This is a genomic window from Corynebacterium lipophilum (genome assembly GCF_024102595.1).
Lineage (GTDB): Bacteria > Actinomycetota > Actinomycetes > Mycobacteriales > Mycobacteriaceae > Corynebacterium > Corynebacterium pseudogenitalium.
Genome location: NZ_JAEUWV010000006.1, coordinates 42,182 through 62,489, shown reverse-complemented (window position 1 = coordinate 62,489; position 20,308 = coordinate 42,182). Strand labels below are relative to the sequence as shown.

Below are 20,308 nucleotides of genomic sequence, written 5' to 3'. Positions count from 1 at the left end.
AAGGATACTGACATGGCAACCTCCCCCCGCACAGTTTTGGTCGTGCTCGATGCGACGCACGACGACCAGCTCGACTCCACCGCCGTCGAACTCATCGGCGCAGCCGCGCCTCTGGGTACCCCGGTGGTGCTGACCACCAACCCTGCACACACCGAAGCGCTCGGCGAGCTCGGCGCAGCCGTGGTGCTGACCACTAACGTTGACGCGCAGCAGCAGGCAGTCCCACTTGTCGACGCCGCCGAGGCCGCGTTCAACGCCATCGACCCGGCAGCCGTGATCCTCGCCCACTCCGTCCGCGGCCGCGACGTCGCGTCGCGCCTGGCCGTGCGCAAGGGCAAGGCCCTGCTCACCGACGCGATTGATGTCCGCCGAGACGACCAGGGCATTGTGACGGACCACGAGAACTACGGCGGCGCCTACACCGCAACCGCTGCAGCGACCCACTCGGCGCCAATTATTACGGTGCGCATCGGCGCGATCGATCGCCGTGCGGACGCCACCGCGCCCGAGGTTCACGAGTTGGACGTCACTGCCTCCGGGACGCGCGCCGCGACGGTGACTTCGGTGACACCGGTGGTGCGCACCTCGACGCGCCCGGAGCTGCTCACCGCAGATCGCGTGGTTGCAGGAGGCGTTGCTTTGGGTGACGCGGACATGTTCGAGCAGCTCGTGGGCGGGCTTGCCGACGAGCTCGGCGCCGCAGTCGGCGCGACCCGCTCCGCTGCGGACGAGGACCAAATCAGCCACGACGCCCAGATTGGGCAGACCGGCATCGTGGTCAGCCCGAAGCTCTACATCGGCATCGGCATTTCCGGCGCTGTGCAGCACCTCGTGGGCATGCAGACAGCCGACACCATCATCGCGATCAACAACGATGAGGACGCTCCGCTGTTCGATATCGCGGACTTCGGCATCATTGGCGATCTCTTCGACGTGGTGCCGGAACTCATCGAGCAGATCGCAGCTCGCCGCGGCACGGAGGCGTCCGAGTAATGCAGGTGCACCTTCGTCGTGGCCTGCCCCGCGTAGCGAGCGGCCAGCCGTGGCCACCAGTTGATGAGGTCGCGCTCGAACCCGACCCGGCCGTAACCGGTGATCTGGTCGGCGCTCAAGCGGCTCCGGCCCCAGCACAACCCGAAGGCCTATCGACGCCCCTCCGTCGCGGCCTGCCTCGTATCCCGAGCGGCCAGCCATGGCCTCCTACCGACTCGGTCGCAGTCGCTGCGGACCCTGCCGTGCAGCAGGTGTTCCCAGCGGCTGCAGAGCAACCAGCTGGCCCGCTCACCACGGTCGCCGTGCGCCAGGGCCTTCCACGTACTGCCGGGGCTGGCCCGTTCCCGCCTGTCGCCAGTGTCGACGTCCCAGAGGACCCCGCTGTGGCGGTTCCTCCGCTCTACGGCGCAGCGGCGCAGACTGCAGAACAGGCACCGGAACAGGTAGCGGCAGTCGAGTCCTCGCCGCAGCTAGCACAGCCCGAGCGGCCGAAGTTGGCGGCACAGCCCGTGCCTGCGCCGACTCAAACTCCATCGCGTCGCTGGTGGGCGTACGGTGGCGTCGCGCTGCTCGCTGCGTTCGTAGTCGCGGTCTTGGTGGCGCGCTGGTTCGTCAGCACCCCGACGGGCAGCAGCTTCATCGAGCGCTACACCGGCCAGCAGCCCCTGCCGGAAGGCGCACCTGTTGGGCTGCCCGCATGGTTGGGGTGGTCGCACTTCTTCAACATGCTGTTCATGGCGCTCATCATCAAGACTGGTATGACCGTGCGCCACGAGCGCAAACCCGAAGCGTATTGGGCGCCGCGCACAAACCCCAAGAAGAAGATTTCTCTTACCCTGTGGCTGCACCTCACTATTGACGTGCTGTGGGTGGCGCTCGGCGTGGCGTTCTACATCGTCCTGTTCGCCACTGGCCAGTGGATGCGAATCGTGCCCACGAGCTGGGAGGTCATCCCGCAAGCGGTCTCCGCGGGGATCCAGTACCTCAGCCTGGACTGGCCGACGGAGAACCCGTGGGTGCACTACAACGCGCTGCAGGAGCTGTCGTACTTTGCGGTGGTGTTCATCGCTGCCCCGCTGGCGATCCTCTCCGGCGCTCGCATGAGCGAGTGGTGGCCGAAGTCCTGGTCCTTCTTCTCGCTGAAGGCTGCACGCGCTATTCACTTCCCCACCATGCTGTTCTTCGTCCTGTTCACCGTGGTACACGTCTTCCTGGTGCTCACCACGGGTCTGCGCAGGAACATGAACGCGATGTTCGCTGCCTCCGGCGACGTCGACCCAGACGTGTACGGTACGAGCTGGACTGGCGTCATCGTGTTCCTCGTTGCGGCAGCCGTGATCGCGGTGGTGTGCAGGCTGGCTCGCCCCGCACTGGTAGCCCCGGTGGCGCAAGCGACTGGCAAGGTGACAAGCCGCTAAAGTAAAGCGCATGGTACCCATGTTTGCGCTTCACGACGGCACATCAATCCCCCAGCTCGGCTACGGCCTCCACCGCGTAGATCCGCAGGAGGCCGAGCGGTTGGTCAGCGAAGCGCTGGAGGCAGGTTACAGGCACTTCGACACCGCCCACATTTATGGGAACGAAGAGGGCGTCGGCAAGGCAATCGCGAAGTCAGGGATCCCGCGCGAGGAGCTGTACATCACCACGAAGCTGTGGAACAACCGCCACCACGATGCCCCGGCGGCGCTCGAGGAGTCGCTAGAGAAACTCGGTCTTGACCACGTGGATCTTTACCTCATTCACTGGCCTCTGCCCGGACAGGGCGCATACGTGGATGCGTGGAAATCCCTCATTGGACTCCGCGAGGCTAAACTCACGACCTCCATCGGCGTCTCAAACTTCCTGCCAGAGCACATTGAGCAGATTGAGATGCACACCGACGTCACCCCCGTGGTTAACCAGGTTGAGCTGCACCCGCTGTTCCAGAACTGGAAAGAGCTCGACGCGATGCGTGTGCACAATATCGCAATCGAGGGCTGGGCTCCGCTCGGTGGCGGCGCCTACGACCTCACGGACTTCCCCGAAATTACTGACGCCGCCGAGGCACACGGCAAAACGCCAGCGCAGGTGGTGCTGCGCTGGCATCTACAAAACGACGTGATCGTGTTCCCCAAGACCACGTCCGCGGAGCGGATGCGTGAAAACATGGACATTTTCGACTTCACGCTCAGCCCCGAAGAAATGTCCGCCATCGTCGCGCTCGACGAGGAGGAGTTTGGGCGCCACGGCCCGCACCCCGCGGACTACGAAGAACTGGGCTAGATAGCCGGGGCTTCGCCCGTCTCCTCGTACTTGGACAGGATGTCGATGCGGCGCTGGTGGCGCTCCTCGTTGCTCCACTCCTGACCAATGAACGCGTCGACGATCTTCAGCGCTTCTTCCTCGGTGTGCATGCGCCCACCGATACCGATGAGCTGCGCGTTGTTGTGCTCGCGTGCCAGGCGCGCGGTCTCCTCAGACCACGCCAAGGCGCAGCGAGCGCCCTTCACCTTGTTCGCGGCGATCTGCTCACCATTGCCAGAGCCGCCCAGCACGATGCCGAGGGAGCCTTCGTCCGCTACCGTCCGCTCAGCTGCGGCGATGCAATACGCCGGGTAGTCGTCGAGGGCGTCATACTCGTGCGCACCACAGTCGATGACTTCGTGGCCCTGCTTTTCCAGGTGGGCCTTAATCTGATTCTTTCGTTCGAAACCGGCATGATCTGCCCCAAGGTAAATTCGCATGCGCTCTACCCTACCTTCCTGCTAGCTCACCTGCGGCGGTTCCGTGCGGGAACGCTTCAGTTCGAAGAAGTAGGGGTATTCGCTCAGTGCCAGGGAGGCGTCGAAAAGCTTGCCTGCCTCCTCACCCGTTGGGACGCGGGTGATGACCGGCCCAAAGAATGCGGTGTCTCCTAGCTTGACCACCGGGGTGCCTACCTCGTCACCGACGGCGTCCATCGCGCCCTGGTGGTAGGTGCCCAGCAACTCGTCCATCTCATTGGTGTTGGCAAGGTCAGCGTAGCTGGCGTCGAGCCCTACCTCTTTGAGCGCTGCCGCGATGATCTCATCGTAGGCACCGTAGCCCTTCTTGCCGCCCTGCTCCCCGGCGTGAATGGCGGTGCCCATCGCGGTGTAGAGAGCGTCGATCTTCTCTGGGTGGTCGCGCTTCACCGCTGCGAACACGCGCGCGGGACCCCAGTTAGCCTCCATCATCTTGGCGTAGTCGGCGGGGATGTCGCGGCCGTCGTTAAGAATGGACAGTGACATCGGCACCCACTCGACCGTGATGTCGCGGACCTTTTCTACTTCCTTCATCCAGCGCGAAGTGAGCCAGCAAAATGGGCAGCTTACGTCGAACCAAAAGGTAACTGGTGCAGTCACAGAATCATTCCTCCATTCGTTCCGGAAATTATGCAGCCACCATAGCGAAAAACACACAGGTACGGCGAGTATGTTGGAGGACATGAAGACAAACCTCAAGCGCAGCGACGCACAATTTCGCGCACAACTTATCTCAGATGTCCATTACGATATTGCGCTCGATGTCAACGGAGCAGAGCAGTTCACGTCGACCACCACGGTCACGTTCCGCTCGGGCGCAGGCGAGACGTTCTTCGACCTGGTCGCCGACGAGTTCTCCGCAACGCTCGACGGCACCCCCGTCGACGGCCGCACCCTCACGCTCACCGAGGGCGAGCACACCTTAGTTGTCGACGCCACCATTACCTACAACCACACTGGTGAAGGCCTGCACAAGTTCGTCGACCCGGTGGACAACAAGGATTACCTCTACACCCAGTTCGAACCCGCGATGGCGATGAAGGTGTTTGCCTGCTTCGACCAGCCGGATATCAAGGCCACGTATAAGATTGCCGTCGACGCGCCAGAGGCCTACACGGTCGTACTCAACGAGGAGGCAACCCGTGAGGGCAACGTGTGGTCCTGCACCATTGATTACCCACTGTCGACGTACCTGGTGGCAATCTGCGCCGGCGAGTACGAGTTCGTCGAAGACGAGTACGTCGACGATCTGAAGCGTATCCCGCTTCGCATCTTTGCCCGCGCCTCACTCATGGAGCACCTCGACGCAGAACGCTTGTTCCGCCAGACGAAAGACGGCTTCGCGTACTACCACAAGAATTTTGCGATTGCGTACCCGTTTGGCAAGTACGACCAGATTTTCTGCCCCGAGTACAACATGGGCGCAATGGAGAACGCCGGCGCGGTGACCTTCCGCGATGAGTACGTCTTTACTTCCGAGCCAACCCCGTATCGCCTCGAGCGCCGCAACGACACGATCCTGCACGAGATGGCGCACATGTGGTTCGGCGACCTCGTCACGATGCAGTGGTGGGACGACTTGTGGCTCAACGAGTCCTTCGCGACCTGGTCCGCGGCCATTGCCCAGACTGAAATCGGCGAGTACCCGAATGCGTGGACGACGTTCGCGGCCGTCGAGAAGGCATGGGCCTACCAGCAAGATCAGCTGCCGACGACCCACCCGATCGCCGCTGACGCCCCGGACATTGAGACCGCCGAGCAGAACTTCGACGGCATCACCTACGCCAAGGGCGCGTCCGTGCTGAAGCAGCTGCACGCATACGTTGGCCGCGACGAGTTCTTCGCGGGCGTGCGCGATCACTTCAACAACCACAAGTTCAGCAACGCTACCTTCGACGATCTGCTAGGCGCGTTGGAGAAGTCGTCGGGCCGCGATTTGAGCGAGTGGTCCCAGCAGTGGCTGCGCACCACCGGTGTGTCCACCCTTCGCCCTGAAATCACCGAGGATTCCTTCGCAGTCGTGCAAGAGTCCGACGTACTGCGCACCCACCGGGTCGGCATCGGGCTGTACAAGCTTGACGGCGACAAGGTCGTGCGCACCCACCACGTGAACGTCGATATCGAGGGGGCGCGCACCGAGGTTCCCGAGCTCGCCGGCATCGACCACGATCTCGCGTTGGTCAACGACGAGGACCTCACCTACTGCAAGATGCGCCTCACGCCGGAACACACCGAGTTCGTGCTGGAGCACATCGGGCAGATCGAGAACCCGCTTGCGCGCACCCTGTGCTGGTCATCCCTGTGGGAGGCCGTCCGCGACACGCTGCTGCCAGCGCGCAAGTTTGTGATGGCTGTGGCCAACTTCAGCCGCCTCGAAGACCAACCGAGTGTGCAGGAGCGCCTCCTCGCGCAGGCGACGCTGGCGGTCAAGCAGTACGTGGCATGGTCCTGGCAGCGCACCGGCTTCTACATGCTCAGCGAGGCATTCCGCGGCCAGGAGCCTGCAGGTATCTACCAGCGCGCGCTCGCCCGCCTGCAGCCTTCGAAGCAGAACACGACGTACTTCCACGAACTCCTACAGTCGCTGGATAACCAGGAGATTCGCTGGCTCGTGCTCACGAACCTTGTCGCAGGCGGCGCCATGCTGGCCAAGACCGCCAAGAACGAGGAGGATCCGTCCTCCGAGGGTGCGCTGTCGCGCCTGCGCATCGACGCCGTCACGAACAAACAGTGGGCGTGGGATGAGATCGTCAGCGGTACACGCACAAACCTCGAGGTGCGCTTCCTTATCGACGGCCTCACCTTCACCTCCGAAGGCATGGACGGCTTGGCCGAGCGCTACTTCGAGATCGCGCCAGAGCTGTGGGACAAACTGACCAACGAGATGGCTCAGAACACGCTCGAGGGCCTGTTCCCGCTGTGGGATATTTCGATTGCTACAGTCGAGCGCGCCGAGGCGCTCCTTGCGCGGGAGGACATTCCGGCGGGCCTGCGCCGCATCGTTTCGGAGGGTAAGGCCCGCGTGGAGCGCGCGCTGCGCAACCGTGTTGGCGACGCAGGCGCGGAAGGCGCAGCGAAAACGCTGCGCTAGAGGCTAGAGCTCCTCGACGATGCGGATCTGCGCCGCATCCGTGCGAGCCACGATAGAGGCGAACATGACCAGCGTGTCACCCTCAAAGAGCTTGCGCGTGATGCGGTGCACCGGGGTGTTCGCCGCCAAGGAGAGGCTCTCGCGCTCCTTATCGGTCGGGTTGGCCGGGAACAGGATGTCCTCGCGGCGCAGGTGAGGAGTCACGCCACCCAGGTCGGTACGCTGGCCACGTGCGTAGTCGACGGAGCTACGGCTGTACTTGGACTCATAACCGGGACGAACGTACGTGGTTTCAGCGAACACCGGGTTACCGTTGGCAAAGTGAACGAGCTCGCTGGTGAGCAACTTATCGCGGGAGTCTACGCCGAATGCAGAGACGACGATCTGCGGTGCGGGCGCAGCGGTCTCCGAAATCAGTTCGGAAGAGACGTCCAGACCATGCGCGATAAACTGCTCCGTCAGCGATACCTTGCCCGTCAAGTCGATGATCGGAGGTAGCGCGCGAACGAATGTGCCACCGGTGCGGCCACGCTTACGCTCAATAATTCCCTCGAGTTGCAATAGGTCCAGTGCATGGCGCACGGTCATGCGTGCCACCCCGTACATGTCTACAAGTTCGCGTTCTGGGGGTAGCTTGTCGCCGGGTTCGAGCTCGCGCGATTCGATCTGGCTCCGCAGAGCGTCAGCAATCGCTACATACGCTGGCTTTTTCGCCATAAATTCCTCCTATTTTTGCGGCTGCGTTTAGGTTCACTGCCGCCCGCCCATAACTCCAGGTGTGACGCCAAAAGGTACAACACCAAAATCTCAGTTGTTTCTAATATAGTTCATTGGACCATAAAAGTACCTAACAATAAATTTGAGCAAAATGCGCGACACTTGATGCGGCCACAAATGGCAAAGTCATACTTTCAGTTGAACCCTATCGACGTGCCAAATTCAGGAATCTCCAACGCCAATGCCAACATCGCCCAAGCCACTGCGAACACCCCCATTTGCGGTAAACCGGGTGCTCGACAGCCACTCGAAACGTAGCGCGTAAACTAGAGCACAATGTTTTCTATTACGCAGTTATCTCCATCAGTCTTAGCCAAATCCGTGAGCGTTCCAGATGTCGACGAAGCCGTCGACTCCGTCACATCGTGGTGGAACGATCCAGCCACACGGGACATTTTTGTCACCCGCCCACTGTGGATCCTGCTCATCCTTGCAATTGCACTCGTGCTGCATCTCGTGGTGCGCAGAGTCATCACGAAAGCGGCGAACAATGCCATCAATTCCCCGGGTAGTGCCCTACCGTTACGGCGCCGCGCTGGCGCTTCAGAGCCAGATACTGCCCACTCTCGCTCGCAGGAGCAACGACGTCAGCAGCGCATTCTCACGCTGGCGAACGTCGGGCGCTCCGCGGCAGCCATCGTCATCTGGGTGTGGGCGGTGCTTGCGGTGCTGGACCAGCTCGGGGTCAATGTTGCACCACTCGTCGCCTCTGCAGGCGTTGTGGGCGTCGCCCTCGGCTTCGGCGCGCAGTCGCTGGTGAAGGACTTCCTCAGCGGCATCTTCATGCTGCTGGAAAACCAGTACGGTGTCGGCGATGTCATCGCCGTCAACGGTATCGAAGGCACCGTCGAGCACGTCACGATGCGTATCACCACCGTGCGCGATATTGACGGCACACTGTGGTACGTCCGAAACGGCGATATTGATCTGCTGGGCAACCAGAGCGACGTCTACTCCGTTGCCCGCCTCGAAATCCCGGTTTCCATCCAGGCGGACCCAGATCAGGCAGCCAGCGTCGTCGAGGCCGCGATGCAGGACGCAGTAACGCGCCCCGAGATCGCGGATAAGCTCGTCGGCGAGGCGACCATGCTGGGTATTTCCAAGTTCGACCCAGAGTGCGCGACTCTGCGCGTGATGGTCAATACGCTGCCCGGCGAGCAGTGGGGCGTCTCCCGTTTTATGACTGCGGTTATCCTCGAGGCACTCCACGCGAACGGCGTGCCGCTGCCTGGCACGGAACCGACCTATATCCGACACTTGGACCACACCCCTGGAGGCGAAAACAACAATGCAGATCAGCAATAAGAGCGAAGCGGAGCAGACGCTCTACGAGGCCGTTGGCGGCGAGGAATTCTTCCGCACGCTCGTCCAACGCTTCTATGCCCAGGTCAAGGAAGACGACCTCATCGGGCCGATGTACCCCGACGATGATTGGGAAGGCGCCGAATCACGCCTGCGCTGGTTCCTCTCCCAATACTGGGGCGGCCCGCGCACCTACCAAGAGCGCCGCGGCAACCCGATGCTGCGCCGCCGACACTTCCCGTTCGCAATCCGGGAAGCCGAAGCGGACCGCTGGCTCGAGCTGATGGGCAAGGCCGTCGCCGAGTTTGACGACGCCACCTTGCCCCAGCCATACCGCGATGCCCTGTGGAATCACATGCAGCGGGTCGCGTACATGATGATCAACCAGGGCCCGCGGTCATACGAATAGGCTCAGCGACTTGCTGTGGTAGACGGTGCCGAAGGGGGCGTCGATACGCACCCACCTGCCGGCGCTTGAAATCCGCAGGTAGCGAGGCACCTCGACCGGGGCTTCGAACCCGGGGATGAGCCCGAGCGAGGTGCAGGTAAACACCGCGCGCATAGGGATTTCGAGCTTCGGACCACGCTCATCTGCGTCGACGGTGATGACGACGCCATCCAGGAGCGAGACTGGCGGGCCGAGCGGGCCCGCGAATTGGCGCGCAAGGTTGCGGCCTTCGTCGGCGAGCTGGCGCGCGGTCGCAATCGGCACCTCTTCGCGCAGCGTGAACCCTTGCGCCGGTGGCAGTGCCCCAGGCCAGTTCTGATCCTGCGCCGCGCCAAGTGTTCCCGTCGCAGTTTCGAGTGCCTCGAGAACCCGGCGCGCAGGCACCACCGCACCGTCGCGGGAGATAGTTCCGCGGACCCGGCGCGAGGCGACGCAGTCGAACGGGGTGGTGACAAAGACGTCGACGTCGTGTTCCCCGACTCGCTGGAACCGTGCGTAGGCGTCATCCTGGAGTGCGAGGGCGCGCTGCAGCAGGGCGCGCAGTCCGCGCTCCCCCTGCTCAACAGTCAGCGTTTCGGTGGTAGCCACCTATGCCTGCCCCAGCTCGTCGTCACCGTCGAGCGTTGTGTAGGCGCGGGCAAGGATGCCGAGCTCCTGCGAGGTGATTGCTCGCGGGCTCGCCGTCCGCTTATCCACGGTGACCTGTACGCAATCAATCACACAACAGACGCTGCCTTGTGCGTCCTTGATCTCCTGACGCGTCGTAAACGACGTGTTGCCGAGGTGGATCACCTGCGTATCAACGGTCACTGCCTGCGTGTTCGGCAGCACCGGGCGAACGTAGTCCGCCTCGATGCGCCGAACGAACACCACAAACTCGTACCCCTGAGACTCGAAGAACTCCTGGGCAAACGCGAGTCGCGCCTGCTGCGCGATCTCGATGTAAGCCGAGTTTGTCACATGGCCGTACCGGTCAAAATCGTTCCACCTCAGCGAGATGGAGTGCGTGTGAATCCTGCCGCGCATATTCTGTTCCGACATAGCCAATTCCTACCTTTTCCACTGTTAGCGGCTGAGCTTGCGGTGCGTGACGCGCGATGGCTTCGCCGCTTCCTCACCGAGGCGCTCAACCTTGTTCTTCTCGTAGTCGCCGAAGTTGCCCTCGAACCAGTACCACTTGCCTTCCTCAACGTTGCCTTCCCAGGCGAGGATGTGGGTACAGGTGCGGTCCAGGAACCAGCGGTCGTGCGAAATCACGACGGCGCAGCCTGGGAACTTCTGCAGCGCATTCTCAAGCGATCCGAGGGTTTCGACGTCCAAGTCGTTGGTCGGCTCGTCGAGCAGGATCAGGTTGCCGCCCTGCTTCAGCGTCAGCGCCAGGTTCAGGCGGTTGCGCTCACCACCGGAAAGCACCTTGGATGGCTTCTGCTGGTCAGCGCCCTTGAAACCGAACGCCGAGAGGTAGGCCCGCGACGGCATTTCGTTCTGGCCGACCACGATGTAGTCGAGCCCGTCGGACACGACTTCCCACACGGTCTTCTCGGGGTCGATGTTTTCGCGGTTCTGGTCAACGTAGGACAGCTTCACGGTCTCGCCGACCACGACGGTGCCTGCGTCTGGCTCTTCCAGCCCAACGATTGTCTTGAACAGGGTGGACTTACCCACACCGTTCGGGCCGATCACGCCCACGATGCCGTTGCGGGGCAGCGTGAAGGACAGGTCCTTGATCAGGACGCGGCCGTCGAAGCCCTTGTCCAGGTGCTCGACCTCGACAACCTTGTTGCCCAGGCGTGGAGGCGTCGGGATCTGGATTTCTTCGAAGTCCAGCTTTTTGTACTGCTCTGCCTCGGCAGCCATTTCTTCGTAGCGCTCCAGACGCGCCTTGTTCTTTGCCTGGCGTGCCTTCGGCGAAGATCGCACCCACTCGAGCTCGTTCTTCAGGCGCTTCTGCAGCTTCTGATCCTTCTTGCCAGCAACCTCGAGGCGCTCGGCCTTCTTCTCCAGGTAGGTGGAGTAGTTGCCCTCGTATGGGTAGAGCTTGCCGCGGTCGACCTCACAGATCCACTCGGCAACGTTGTCCAGGAAGTAGCGGTCGTGGGTAATTGCCAGGACGGCGCCCGGGTAGTTCTGCAGGTGCTTCTCCAGCCACAGGACGGACTCGGCGTCCAGGTGGTTCGTTGGCTCGTCGAGCAGCAGCAGGTCCGGTTCGGACAGCAGCAGCTTCGCCAGCGCGACGCGGCGGCGCTCACCACCGGAAAGCTTGGTCACCGGGCTATCGGATGGCGGGCAGCGCAGCGCTTCCATCGCCTGCTCAATCTTGGAATCGACCTCCCAGGCGTCAGCGGCGTCGAGCTCCTCCTGGAGCTTGCCCATTTCTTCCATGAGCTCGTCGGTGTAGTTCGTCGCCATCTCTTCAGCGATTTCTTCGAAGCGCTGCTTCTTATCGAAGATGTCGCCGAGGCCCTCTTCGACGTTCTCGCGAACGGTCTTTTCCTCGTTCAGCGGTGGCTCCTGCAGGAGGATGCCGACCGTTGCACCGGGATCCAGGAATGCCTCGCCGTTGTTTGGCTGGTCAATCCCCGCCATGATCTTGAGCAGCGAGGACTTACCTGCGCCGTTTGGCCCAACGACACCAATCTTGGCGCCGGGATAAAAGGCCATGGTGACATTGTCCAAAATGACCTTGTCACCGATGGCCCTGCGAACGTTTTTCATCGTGTAGATGAACTCAGCCACGTAAAAACCCCTTTAACTGAAGCGGACATACATCGTTTCACAGGGTACATCAGCGAAAGGTGAACGTGCGCTTCCCCGGCGCCGAGCGGGAGCGCAACCGCGGGCGTCAGAACGGCGCGGGGCCGTCGTCACTTTCGGCGCTACCAGCACCCACAGCTACCGGCTCGAGTTCAGGCGACTGCGGTTGGGGTTCCGCAGCTGACGCCGAGTCCACCGACGACGCCGACGCCTGCATCTTCATTTGCTCGAAGTAGAACTCGCGCTCCTCCTCCGTCATGAAGTCCACCGCCGTCTTGATCTTCACCGCGGGCTGACCCTCGAGTGTGTGGCCGTTCTCGGTGATCTTCCAGGAGGAGATTTGGTGCATGCCGAGCTCAAACGCAACCTTGTCGGCTTTCAGCACGGTGCGGTACCGGTTGAGCTTCTCCCCCGCGTCGTTAGTTTCTACCCAGGTCTCCGTGACCAACCGGCCGGAGACCATCACCGGCGCACCGCGGAACAGTGAGGTGCGCGCGTTGATGGCGAGCTGGTTCCAACACTCGACGTCGATGTAGAGTTGGTCCGTGTCCTCCCAAATGTCGCGGCCTTGGTTGTCTTGTTCACCTGTGCGCCGCCTGCGAGAGGACGCGATGCGCATCTTGCACACCGAGTTTCCCGACGCCGGGAACCACTTAAAGTACGGTGCTGCCGTCAAGTTTCCGCATACGGTGACGTTCATTTGACTCATTGTTGTGTCCTTTCAATTGTTTGCTGAACTGGTACAACTCGGAGCTTTCCAGTGCAGAAACAGAAAAGAAAGGATACGGTCCCGCGGCCTGTGGATTGATTTTTAGAATTCCACAGTTCTCAACAGATCTTCGGTTAGCCCTTGTGCTGCGGTGTATCCGACGTGTACTGTGCGAGCATTTCGTTGTAGGCGCGCCACTCGGCGTCGTCAGTCTCGTCCGCAATGCGGTCAACCTCGGCGGTCTCTGCGCGGTCCTCGCGCCACCACAATATGAACAACACACCGAACACGATGACCAGAGGGAACGAGCCCGACGCCCAGGCGATACCGCCGCCCACCTTCTGGTCAGCCAGCAGATCCGGGTCCCACGGCAGCAGCAGCGAGCGGTAGAACTCCTCGCCCATCACGGTGTTGAGCTGCATGAGGTACACGCCCATGAAGAGGTGCACCGGCATGGAGATCCACAGCCACAGCAGGCGCGTCTTCGCCGTCACGCGCCCCTCGATATAGTCCGGGCCGATGAGCTCCCAGAAGTAGAAGTAGCCCGACACCAGGAACACCGCGTTCATGATGACGTGGCCCGCGTGCTCCGAAATCATCAGCTCGTAGAGATCTGTGAACACGTACATGACGTAGAAGAACACCAGGAACTGCACCGCGGACACCGGCGGGTACGTCACGATGCGCAGGAACTTACTGCGCTGGAAGGACTCCGCCCACAGCCGGGGGTTGAACTCGCCGGACGGGTAGGCGTCGATAATGAGCGTCAGCGGCGCGCCCAGCACGAGGAACACCGGCACACCCATCGACAGAATCATGTGGACGGTCATGTGCGCCGAGTAGGAGGCCGGCATGTGCAGCCCAATGCCGGAGCACATCGTGACTACGACGGTCGCGCAACCCAGCAGCCACCACGCCGTGCGCCCCTTCGACCATCCGCTCACCCGGCGCGTCAGGTGCAGGTAGTAGACGGCCAGCAGGATCGCGATCACGCTGTAGAGCAGCTCGAAGCGCCAGAGCCCAACCCAGTTCGACCAGGTCAGTGGGTCCTCGAGGTTGTAGCCCATCTGGATCTGCATCGGGGTGAGGTTCGGGTCCCGCGGCGGTGGCGGCGGAGTGCGCCCGAGCGTCACTGCAAGGCCAGTCACAGCAGACATCACTAGCACTTCCACCGCGCCGAGTCGCACGAACGCTCTGCGTTGCGACGGCCCCTCCGCCTCAAGTGCCGGAATCGTCCGCTCGCGGTGTGCATAGCCCATGAATCCAAGCACCAGGATGCCGACCAGCTTGCCCACGAGCACCCACCCGTAGGCGTAGCGGGTGATGTCGTCCAGGTGCACGCGGATCGCGCCGTTAATCACGCCCGACACGGCCATCGCCACGAAGGCGAACAGCGCAATGCGCGAGTATCTGCGCACTGCCGGGGCCAATTCCGGCCCCAGCCTGAAACCGTGCGCCACCAGCGCCATCAGAGCGCCAACCCACACCAGCAGGAACACCAGGTGCCAGATGAAGGAGTTCGTGCCGTAATCGTGGTCGCCACCGGTCGCGGAGTGACCAGTCAGCGCCAGCGGCATAATCGCCAACAACGAGCCGATGAACAACGCCACCTGCGACCACCAACTCGAGACCCGATACCCCGCCACGGACACACACGCCGCGATCGCCGCAACGATCAACCAGACGCGGGCGTCAGCAACCTTGTCCAGCGCCAAGGCCCAGGCGTCGACCTCAAACATCACGGTGCTCAACGGCTGGCCTGAGACGTCGGAAAGCACCAGCGGCACCATCACCACTCCGATCAGCGCCAACCCCGCCGACGACGCCGCCCCCGTCCGGGAAGCAATCACCCCGTCGACGGTCAGACGCGCGCCGTTGAGGTCAGCGCCCGTCTGCTTCGGCGGCAACAACCACGCAGAGAAAAGGAAGGACCCAGCTGCCAGCGCGGCAAGCACCCACGCTGCGCCCCGCAGGGCCGGCAGGCCGAACGTCGTCACAGCCCCTGGGTCCGGGATGCCCAACGCCGCGAGCGAGGCGCCCGCGAACATCTCCGAAATCACCCCGGCGATGAGCGCTGCGACGAGCCCCGCCGCAAGATACAACGGAAACGCCGCTTTCACCGCCGACTTTGAGGCAACCTGCGCATTTGACATGCTCACTACCCTACGTTTGCAATCTGCATGTTCCCAAGTTTTTCGACGCCCACTTCTCCCCCTCTACGTCACAAGTGTGAACAATAGCTTCTTGCTCTGCCCCACCAGGACTCGGACCTGTCGAGGACAGTTCACTTAAAAGAACGCTGCCATCCACCATTCGCTGATTCCGCGCCGCGGACACTCGGCTTGCCACAGTCTGTCCGCGGCAGCACGTTCACCAGCCATTTGAGAAAACTAACCATTTAACCTGTCCGCCGCGCGGACACTCGAATAGCATTCTGCTGTCCGCCCCGCGGACAACCGGCTTGCCACACCATGTCCGCGGCAACACGTTCACCAGCCGTTTGAGAAAACCAACCGCTTAATCTGTCCGCCGCACGGACACTCACTCGATGATGCCTCAACCCCGAAAAACTGTCCGCCGCACGGACACTCACCCGGGGATGCCCCAACCCAGAAAACCTGTCCGCCGCGCGGACACTCGGACTGCGTTCTGCTGTCCGCCCCGCGGACAACCGGCATGCCACACCATGTCCGCGGCACCTCTCCCACCTCGCGGATTGAGCAGAACCAACCATTTGCCCTGTCCGCCCCGCGGACACTCACCCGATGATGCCTCAACCCGGAAAAACTGTCCGCCCCGCGGACAACCGGCATGCCACACCCTGTCCGCGGCACCCCTCCTACCTGGCGGATTGAGCAGAACCAACCATTTGCCCTGTCCGCCCCGCGGACAACAAGCCAGCGCTAAAGCAATGGTCGCATAAAAACACCGAGCTGGTTTTATGGCTCCGATTCAGCAGCGCGGCGCTGACGCTGTAGCTTCCCGTGTGCACGGGCGATGCGGTAGAAAGTCCGCAAGCTCGCGAGCTGCAACCCGCTGTCTTGCGCCTTCTGATAAATGGCGTCCGCGCTCAGGTCGGGGTGGGCGTCGAAAAGATCGAGGATCTGTTGTACATCTGAATCCGGAATACGTGGGATGTTTCGTTCGCGGTGAGGGATCGGGTTTTCTTTCTTGGGCCTCGGGTTGGCCTGGTAGTAGCGCCTCGAGCGCGAGATCCTCAAAATTTCACACGCACGGCGCATGGAGTGGCCGACGCTCATGAGCAGATCCAGGAACTCATTTTCTTGACGTACGCCCTCCTCGTACCGCTTCGTTTCCTCGGGATTTAGGATTCTTCCGCCGCGTCGGAGGTCTCGCCATTCTTCCTTGGCAGAGACCCCATAGCTTTTCCCAGGACATCGCTGGTGTCCTTCCAAAGCTTTACCTCTTTGCGCAGTCGAGCATTTTCTCGTTTCAGCGCCTCGTATTCTTTGCGTGGCATCGTTACTTCGTCGTTGCTCATGGTTTTCCTTTCGCTTGGGGCATAGCCAAGATACTGCCACACAGTTAAGGGCAAACCCCCAGGCGCTACGCTGTAGTGCATGGACACACGTGATCGGGATGCGCTGACGGCTGCCAAGTTGTATTACCGCTCGGAGCTGAGTCAGGCGGAGGTTGCTGCGGAGATGGGCTGCTCCCGTCCTACGGTGGCGAAGCTTCTGCAGCACGCGAAGGACCGTGGCTACGTCACCATCGAAGTACACGACCCGCAGGAGGCGGACGAGATCCTGATCGAGGATCTCACTTCTCGGTACGCGCTGGAGGGTGTGCGGATTGTTCACCCGGCGAACCCATCTGCAGCGATCATGGAGGATCTTGGGGTGGCTGGCGCACGCTACCTGGAGTCGATGCCGTTAGATGGCCTTTCGGTGGGGGTGTCCTGGGGAAAAACGCTGCTCAACATTGCGCGGAATCTACGACCGACGAACATGCGGGCGCGCCAGATTGTGCAGTTGAAAGGTGGGTCGTCGCGCTCCAACCTGGCAACGAATGACTTTGAGACGATCACCGGTTTCTGCACGGCGTTCAACGCGCCCGCGTTGACGCTCCCACTGCCTGTCATTTTCGAGCGGGTGGAGACTAAGGAGATCGTGGAGCAGGATTCCCACATCGCGGACGTGCTGCAGCAGGGGCGAGAGACGGACGTGGCGGTGTTCACGGTGGGTTCTGTGCGGAAGCAGAGCCTGCTGATGAATCTGGGGTACCTCTCTGAGGAGATGTCGCGGGAGCTGCTTGGGATTGCGGTGGGTGACGCTTGTTCGCGGTTCTACACGCGGGAGGGGGATGTGGCGTCGAAAAGAATTGATGATTTGACGGTGGGCATTGAGCTCGACGAGCTGCGGGCGAGACCACGTCGAGTGCTGGTAGCTGGGGGTTTGTACAAGGCTGAGGCGATTGAGACGGCGCTGTGGATGGGGCTGGCCAGTGATTTGGTGATTGATCAGCCGACGGCAGTTCGGGTGCTGGAGATTGCGAAGACTCGCTGATTGACGCCTTTTCTCCCCCATCTGGGGTGGATTGCACCCCCAATCAGAACATTTGCAAACTTTGATATTGCCATATGTTCCGAACGGTCTTAGAGTGGACACCGAAAGGTCAATCAGATACTGCAAAAGGAGTTGCACATGTCCACCCCGACCGTCTCCACACCGCACATCGTCCCAACCGGACCTATCGCCGAAACCGTCCTCATGCCGGGCGACCCACTGCGCGCGAAGTTCATCGCAGAGACCTACCTGGAAAACCCGGTGCAGTTCAACGCCGTGCGCAACATGCTCGGCTACACCGGCACCTACCAAGGCCACGAAGTTTCCGTGATGGGCTCCGGCATGGGCATTCCGTCCATCAGCCTTTACGCCTACGAGCTCATTCACTTCTTCGGTGCAAAGAAGCTCATCCGCGTCGGTTCCTGCGCATGCTTCCAGCCGGACATGAAGCTGTTCGACATCATCGTCGCCTCCTCCGCATCCACGGACTCGCACTTCATCGAGCAGTACGACCTGCCTGGCACCTACGCCCCGACCGCGTCCTGGAAGCTCCTCGAGGCAACCTACAAGGAGTCGCAGAAGCAGGGCGTCGACATCCATGTGGGCAACATCTTGTCCTCCGACGTCTTCTACAACTTCAAGGACGACATCAACGACCGCTGGGCCAAGATGGGCGTGCTCGGCGTCGAGATGGAATCCGCCGGCCTCTACGCCGTCGCCGCCGAGGCAGGCGTTGACGCGATGGGCATCTTCACCGTGTCCGACGTCATCGGCTCCGGCGAGAAGGCCACCGCCGAGCAGCGCCAGAGCGCGTTTACCCAGATGATGGAGCTGGCGCTTCCACTGGCCGCCGTCTAACCCCAACCCGTCCCCACACGTTTGAAGGAACTCACCATGACATCTCAAACAGTTCAAAAGGCGCTCAGCCCGAAGCGGGCCGTGCCGATCATCCTGTTTACCTTCGTGTTCTCGCTGATCATCGATAACGGTTTCAAGTTCATGACCGACTCGATGGGTGAGGCGCTCAACCTTTCCCTCAACGAGGTCAGCTTGCAGGCCTCGCTTGCTGGCGTGATCATCGGCATCGGCGCGGTGGTGTACGCGGCGCTGGCTGACGTGGTGAGCATCCGCAAGCTGCTGATGGTCGGTATCACGCTGACACTGGTCGGTTCGGTTATCGGCTACCTCGGCCAAAACGTGTGGGGGCTGGTCCTGGCAGGTCGCGTGGTGCAGACTACGGGCCTCGCTGCGGCGGAGACGCTCTACGTCATCTACGTGACCAAGCACCTCAGCGAGAAGGACCAAAAGACCTACCTGGGCTTTTCCACCTCTGCCTTCCAGGGCGCGACGCTCTTCGGCGCGCTGACCTCGGGCTACATCGCTACCCACATCTCGTGGACCGCGATGTTCTTGATCCCGCTCATCCTGGTCTTCGCCGTCCCGGTCATTATGAAGACGGTCCCGGAGGAGGCCTCGCTGGAGTCGGGCCACGTCGACTGGCTCGGGCTCTTCCTGATCGCTGTTCTGGCCACGAGCGCCATCATGTTCATGCAGGCGTTCCAGTTCCTGTGGCTCATTCCGCTCGCACTGGCGCTCATCGCGTTCATCGCGCACGTGAAGAAGGGCAAGCGCCCGCTGGTCAACCCGGAGTTCTTCCAGAACCGCGCTTACGTCACCGCCATCGTGCTCGTCGCGATTGTTTACTCGGTGCAGCTCGGCTACCTGGTGCTCTTCCCCGCAATGGCGAAGGCCGTCCACGGGCTCAGCGCTGACGACGCCTCCCTGCTGCTCATCCCGGGCTACACCGGCGCCGTCATCGTCGGTGCGCTCTCGGGCAAGATTGGCAAGTTCTTGCCGACGCGCCCCGCGATCTTCACCGCACTCGCCTCCATCACCATCGCGTTGCTGCTTCTCGCGGTCGGGATGGAAGCCAGCCCGTGGGTGTTCATGCTCTCTTCCCTGCTCTTCGCTTGCGGTTTCGCCCTGCTGTACGCGCCACTGGTCGCGACGGCAATCGGCAACATCCCCGCTGCGAAGTCGGGTATTGCAATCGGTTTCTACAACCTCACAATCAACGTCGCCGTCCCGCTCGGCATCGCGTACAGCGCGAAGCTGGTGGATCTCGGCCTTGGGGTGCCAGGCTTCCTGCCACAAAACTCGGGCAGCTACCCCACCGTCATGCTCATCCTGGCAGTCATCGCAGTCGCCGGCACCGCGCTCTATGCAGCGCTCACCGCGCGCATGAAGCAACCGGCTTAACCTGCACACTTTCTACAACTCAAGGAGTTTTTCAACATGCTTACTCGCCAAAATGTCGCCCAGATGATCGACCACACGCTGCTCAAGCCGGAGGCCACCCACGAGGACGTCACCAAGCTTATCGACGAAGCTTCGCACCTCGGCACGTTCTCCGTCTGCGTCTCTCCATCCATGCTGCCAATCGAGACCCCAGCTGACCTGAAGGTCGCAGTGGTGTGTGGCTTCCCGTCCGGCGCAGTCCCAACTGAGGCAAAGGCCGCTGACGCCGCGCACAGCGTTGCCAACGGCGCGGACGAGGTTGACATGGTCATCAACCTGGGTGCCGCCAAGGAAGGCAAGTGGGACGTCGTACGCGACGACATCGCCGCAGTAAAGAAGGCGTGCGGCGACAAGCTGCTCAAGGTCATCATCGAGTCCGCCGTCCTCACCGACGACGAGATCGTCGCAGCGTGCAAGGCTTCCATGGAGGCCGGTGCCGATTTCGTGAAAACCTCGACAGGCTTCCACCCCGCCGGTGGTGCTTCCGCGCACGCGGTGAAGCTGATGCGCGAGACCGTCGGCGACAAGCTCGGCGTGAAGGCCTCCGGCGGTATCCGCGACGCCGCCACCGCGAAGGAAATGATTGAGGCTGGCGCGTCCCGCCTGGGTCTGTCCAGCTCCGCTGCGGTGCTGGAGGGGTGGAACTAA

At 61.9% G+C, this 20,308-nt stretch carries 20 protein-coding genes; 10 read left to right on the top strand and 10 right to left on the bottom strand.

Features of this window, described 5'->3' with window-relative positions; all coding sequences use genetic code 11:
- The first annotated feature begins 12 nt into the window (after positions 1-12).
- The 3 genes from JMN37_RS06005 to JMN37_RS05995 are packed head-to-tail and all read left to right on the top strand — an operon-like array spanning position 13 to position 3,255.
- Positions 13-993, top strand: a complete 981-nt coding sequence (locus JMN37_RS06005; RefSeq protein ID WP_071573562.1) for an electron transfer flavoprotein subunit alpha/FixB family protein — start codon at positions 13-15, stop codon at positions 991-993.
- A complete protein-coding gene (locus JMN37_RS06000) occupies positions 993-2,411 on the top strand; it encodes a cytochrome b/b6 domain-containing protein (protein WP_071573563.1) in 1,419 nt (472 codons plus the stop codon). The genes JMN37_RS06005 and JMN37_RS06000 overlap by 1 nt, the downstream gene beginning before the upstream one ends.
- Before the next feature lie 10 nt (positions 2,412-2,421).
- On the top strand, positions 2,422-3,255 hold the full coding sequence (locus tag JMN37_RS05995) for an aldo/keto reductase (protein ID WP_070362022.1): 834 nt from the start codon (positions 2,422-2,424) through the stop codon (positions 3,253-3,255).
- Here the strand turns inward: JMN37_RS05995 and JMN37_RS05990 are convergent.
- Both JMN37_RS05990 and JMN37_RS05985 read right to left on the bottom strand, forming a co-directional pair.
- Positions 3,252-3,716 carry a ribose-5-phosphate isomerase gene (locus JMN37_RS05990; protein WP_071573564.1) on the bottom strand — a complete coding sequence of 155 codons (465 nt, stop codon included), beginning with the start codon at positions 3,714-3,716 and terminating at the stop codon, positions 3,252-3,254. The two genes, JMN37_RS05995 and JMN37_RS05990, sit on opposite strands and share 4 nt — an antisense overlap.
- A gap of 21 nt (positions 3,717-3,737) precedes the next feature.
- Positions 3,738-4,355, bottom strand: a complete 618-nt coding sequence (locus JMN37_RS05985; RefSeq protein WP_071573565.1) for a mycothiol-dependent nitroreductase Rv2466c family protein — start codon at positions 4,353-4,355, stop codon at positions 3,738-3,740.
- An 82-nt stretch (positions 4,356-4,437) separates the two neighbouring features.
- On the opposite strand from JMN37_RS05985, the gene pepN reads away from it, so the two are divergent.
- Positions 4,438-6,846, top strand: coding sequence for an aminopeptidase N (gene pepN, locus JMN37_RS05980; RefSeq protein ID WP_071573596.1), 2,409 nt, complete (start codon positions 4,438-4,440; stop codon positions 6,844-6,846).
- A 3-nt stretch (positions 6,847-6,849) separates the two neighbouring features.
- Here the strand turns inward: pepN and JMN37_RS05975 are convergent, their stop codons facing one another.
- Positions 6,850-7,563, bottom strand: a complete 714-nt coding sequence (locus JMN37_RS05975) for a GntR family transcriptional regulator (RefSeq protein WP_071573566.1) — start codon at positions 7,561-7,563, stop codon at positions 6,850-6,852.
- A gap of 381 nt (positions 7,564-7,944) precedes the next feature.
- On the opposite strand from JMN37_RS05975, the gene JMN37_RS05970 reads away from it, so the two are divergent.
- Both JMN37_RS05970 and JMN37_RS05965 read left to right on the top strand, forming a co-directional pair.
- On the top strand, positions 7,945-8,928 hold the full coding sequence (locus JMN37_RS05970; RefSeq protein WP_071573567.1) for a mechanosensitive ion channel family protein: 984 nt from the start codon (positions 7,945-7,947) through the stop codon (positions 8,926-8,928).
- Positions 8,912-9,334: a globin gene (locus JMN37_RS05965; RefSeq protein WP_071573568.1), complete on the top strand. Its 423-nt coding sequence runs from the start codon at positions 8,912-8,914 to the stop codon at positions 9,332-9,334. The genes JMN37_RS05970 and JMN37_RS05965 overlap by 17 nt, the downstream gene beginning before the upstream one ends.
- On the opposite strand, the gene JMN37_RS05960 is transcribed toward JMN37_RS05965, so the two are convergent.
- The 7 genes from JMN37_RS05960 to JMN37_RS05930 form a co-directional block, all read right to left on the bottom strand.
- On the bottom strand, positions 9,323-9,961 hold the full coding sequence (locus JMN37_RS05960) for a DUF8185 domain-containing protein (RefSeq protein WP_071573569.1): 639 nt from the start codon (positions 9,959-9,961) through the stop codon (positions 9,323-9,325). The genes JMN37_RS05965 and JMN37_RS05960 overlap by 12 nt on opposite strands.
- Positions 9,962-10,414 (bottom strand): acyl-CoA thioesterase, encoded by a 453-nt coding sequence (locus JMN37_RS05955; protein ID WP_071573570.1) that lies wholly within the window; start codon positions 10,412-10,414, stop codon positions 9,962-9,964.
- A 24-nt stretch (positions 10,415-10,438) separates the two neighbouring features.
- Positions 10,439-12,109 (bottom strand): energy-dependent translational throttle protein EttA, encoded by a 1,671-nt coding sequence (gene ettA, locus JMN37_RS05950; protein ID WP_070478427.1) that lies wholly within the window; start codon positions 12,107-12,109, stop codon positions 10,439-10,441.
- Positions 12,110-12,215: 106 nt separating this feature from the next.
- Positions 12,216-12,836 (bottom strand): single-stranded DNA-binding protein, encoded by a 621-nt coding sequence (locus JMN37_RS05945; RefSeq protein WP_252931355.1) that lies wholly within the window; start codon positions 12,834-12,836, stop codon positions 12,216-12,218.
- Between the two features lie 134 nt (positions 12,837-12,970).
- Positions 12,971-14,989 carry a bifunctional copper resistance protein CopD/cytochrome c oxidase assembly protein gene (locus tag JMN37_RS05940; RefSeq protein ID WP_252931354.1) on the bottom strand — a complete coding sequence of 673 codons (2,019 nt, stop codon included), beginning with the start codon at positions 14,987-14,989 and terminating at the stop codon, positions 12,971-12,973.
- Between the two features lie 786 nt (positions 14,990-15,775).
- Complete coding sequence (locus tag JMN37_RS05935; protein WP_252931353.1) at positions 15,776-16,096, bottom strand: hypothetical protein; 321 nt, start codon at positions 16,094-16,096, stop codon at positions 15,776-15,778.
- A 65-nt stretch (positions 16,097-16,161) separates the two neighbouring features.
- Positions 16,162-16,338, bottom strand: coding sequence for a hypothetical protein (locus tag JMN37_RS05930; protein WP_252931352.1), 177 nt, complete (start codon positions 16,336-16,338; stop codon positions 16,162-16,164).
- Positions 16,339-16,417: 79 nt separating this feature from the next.
- Between JMN37_RS05930 and JMN37_RS05925 the strand changes: the two genes are divergently transcribed.
- The 4 genes from JMN37_RS05925 to deoC all read left to right on the top strand — a co-directional run bounded on the left by JMN37_RS05925 (position 16,418) and on the right by deoC (position 20,308).
- Positions 16,418-17,362, top strand: coding sequence for a sugar-binding transcriptional regulator (locus JMN37_RS05925; protein ID WP_252931351.1), 945 nt, complete (start codon positions 16,418-16,420; stop codon positions 17,360-17,362).
- Between the two features lie 138 nt (positions 17,363-17,500).
- Positions 17,501-18,220, top strand: coding sequence for a purine-nucleoside phosphorylase (gene deoD, locus JMN37_RS05920; RefSeq protein WP_071567637.1), 720 nt, complete (start codon positions 17,501-17,503; stop codon positions 18,218-18,220).
- 36 nt (positions 18,221-18,256) lie between these two features.
- Positions 18,257-19,621 carry an MFS transporter gene (locus JMN37_RS05915; protein ID WP_252931350.1) on the top strand — a complete coding sequence of 455 codons (1,365 nt, stop codon included), beginning with the start codon at positions 18,257-18,259 and terminating at the stop codon, positions 19,619-19,621.
- Between the two features lie 36 nt (positions 19,622-19,657).
- Positions 19,658-20,308, top strand: coding sequence for a deoxyribose-phosphate aldolase (gene deoC / locus JMN37_RS05910; protein WP_070362007.1), 651 nt, complete (start codon positions 19,658-19,660; stop codon positions 20,306-20,308).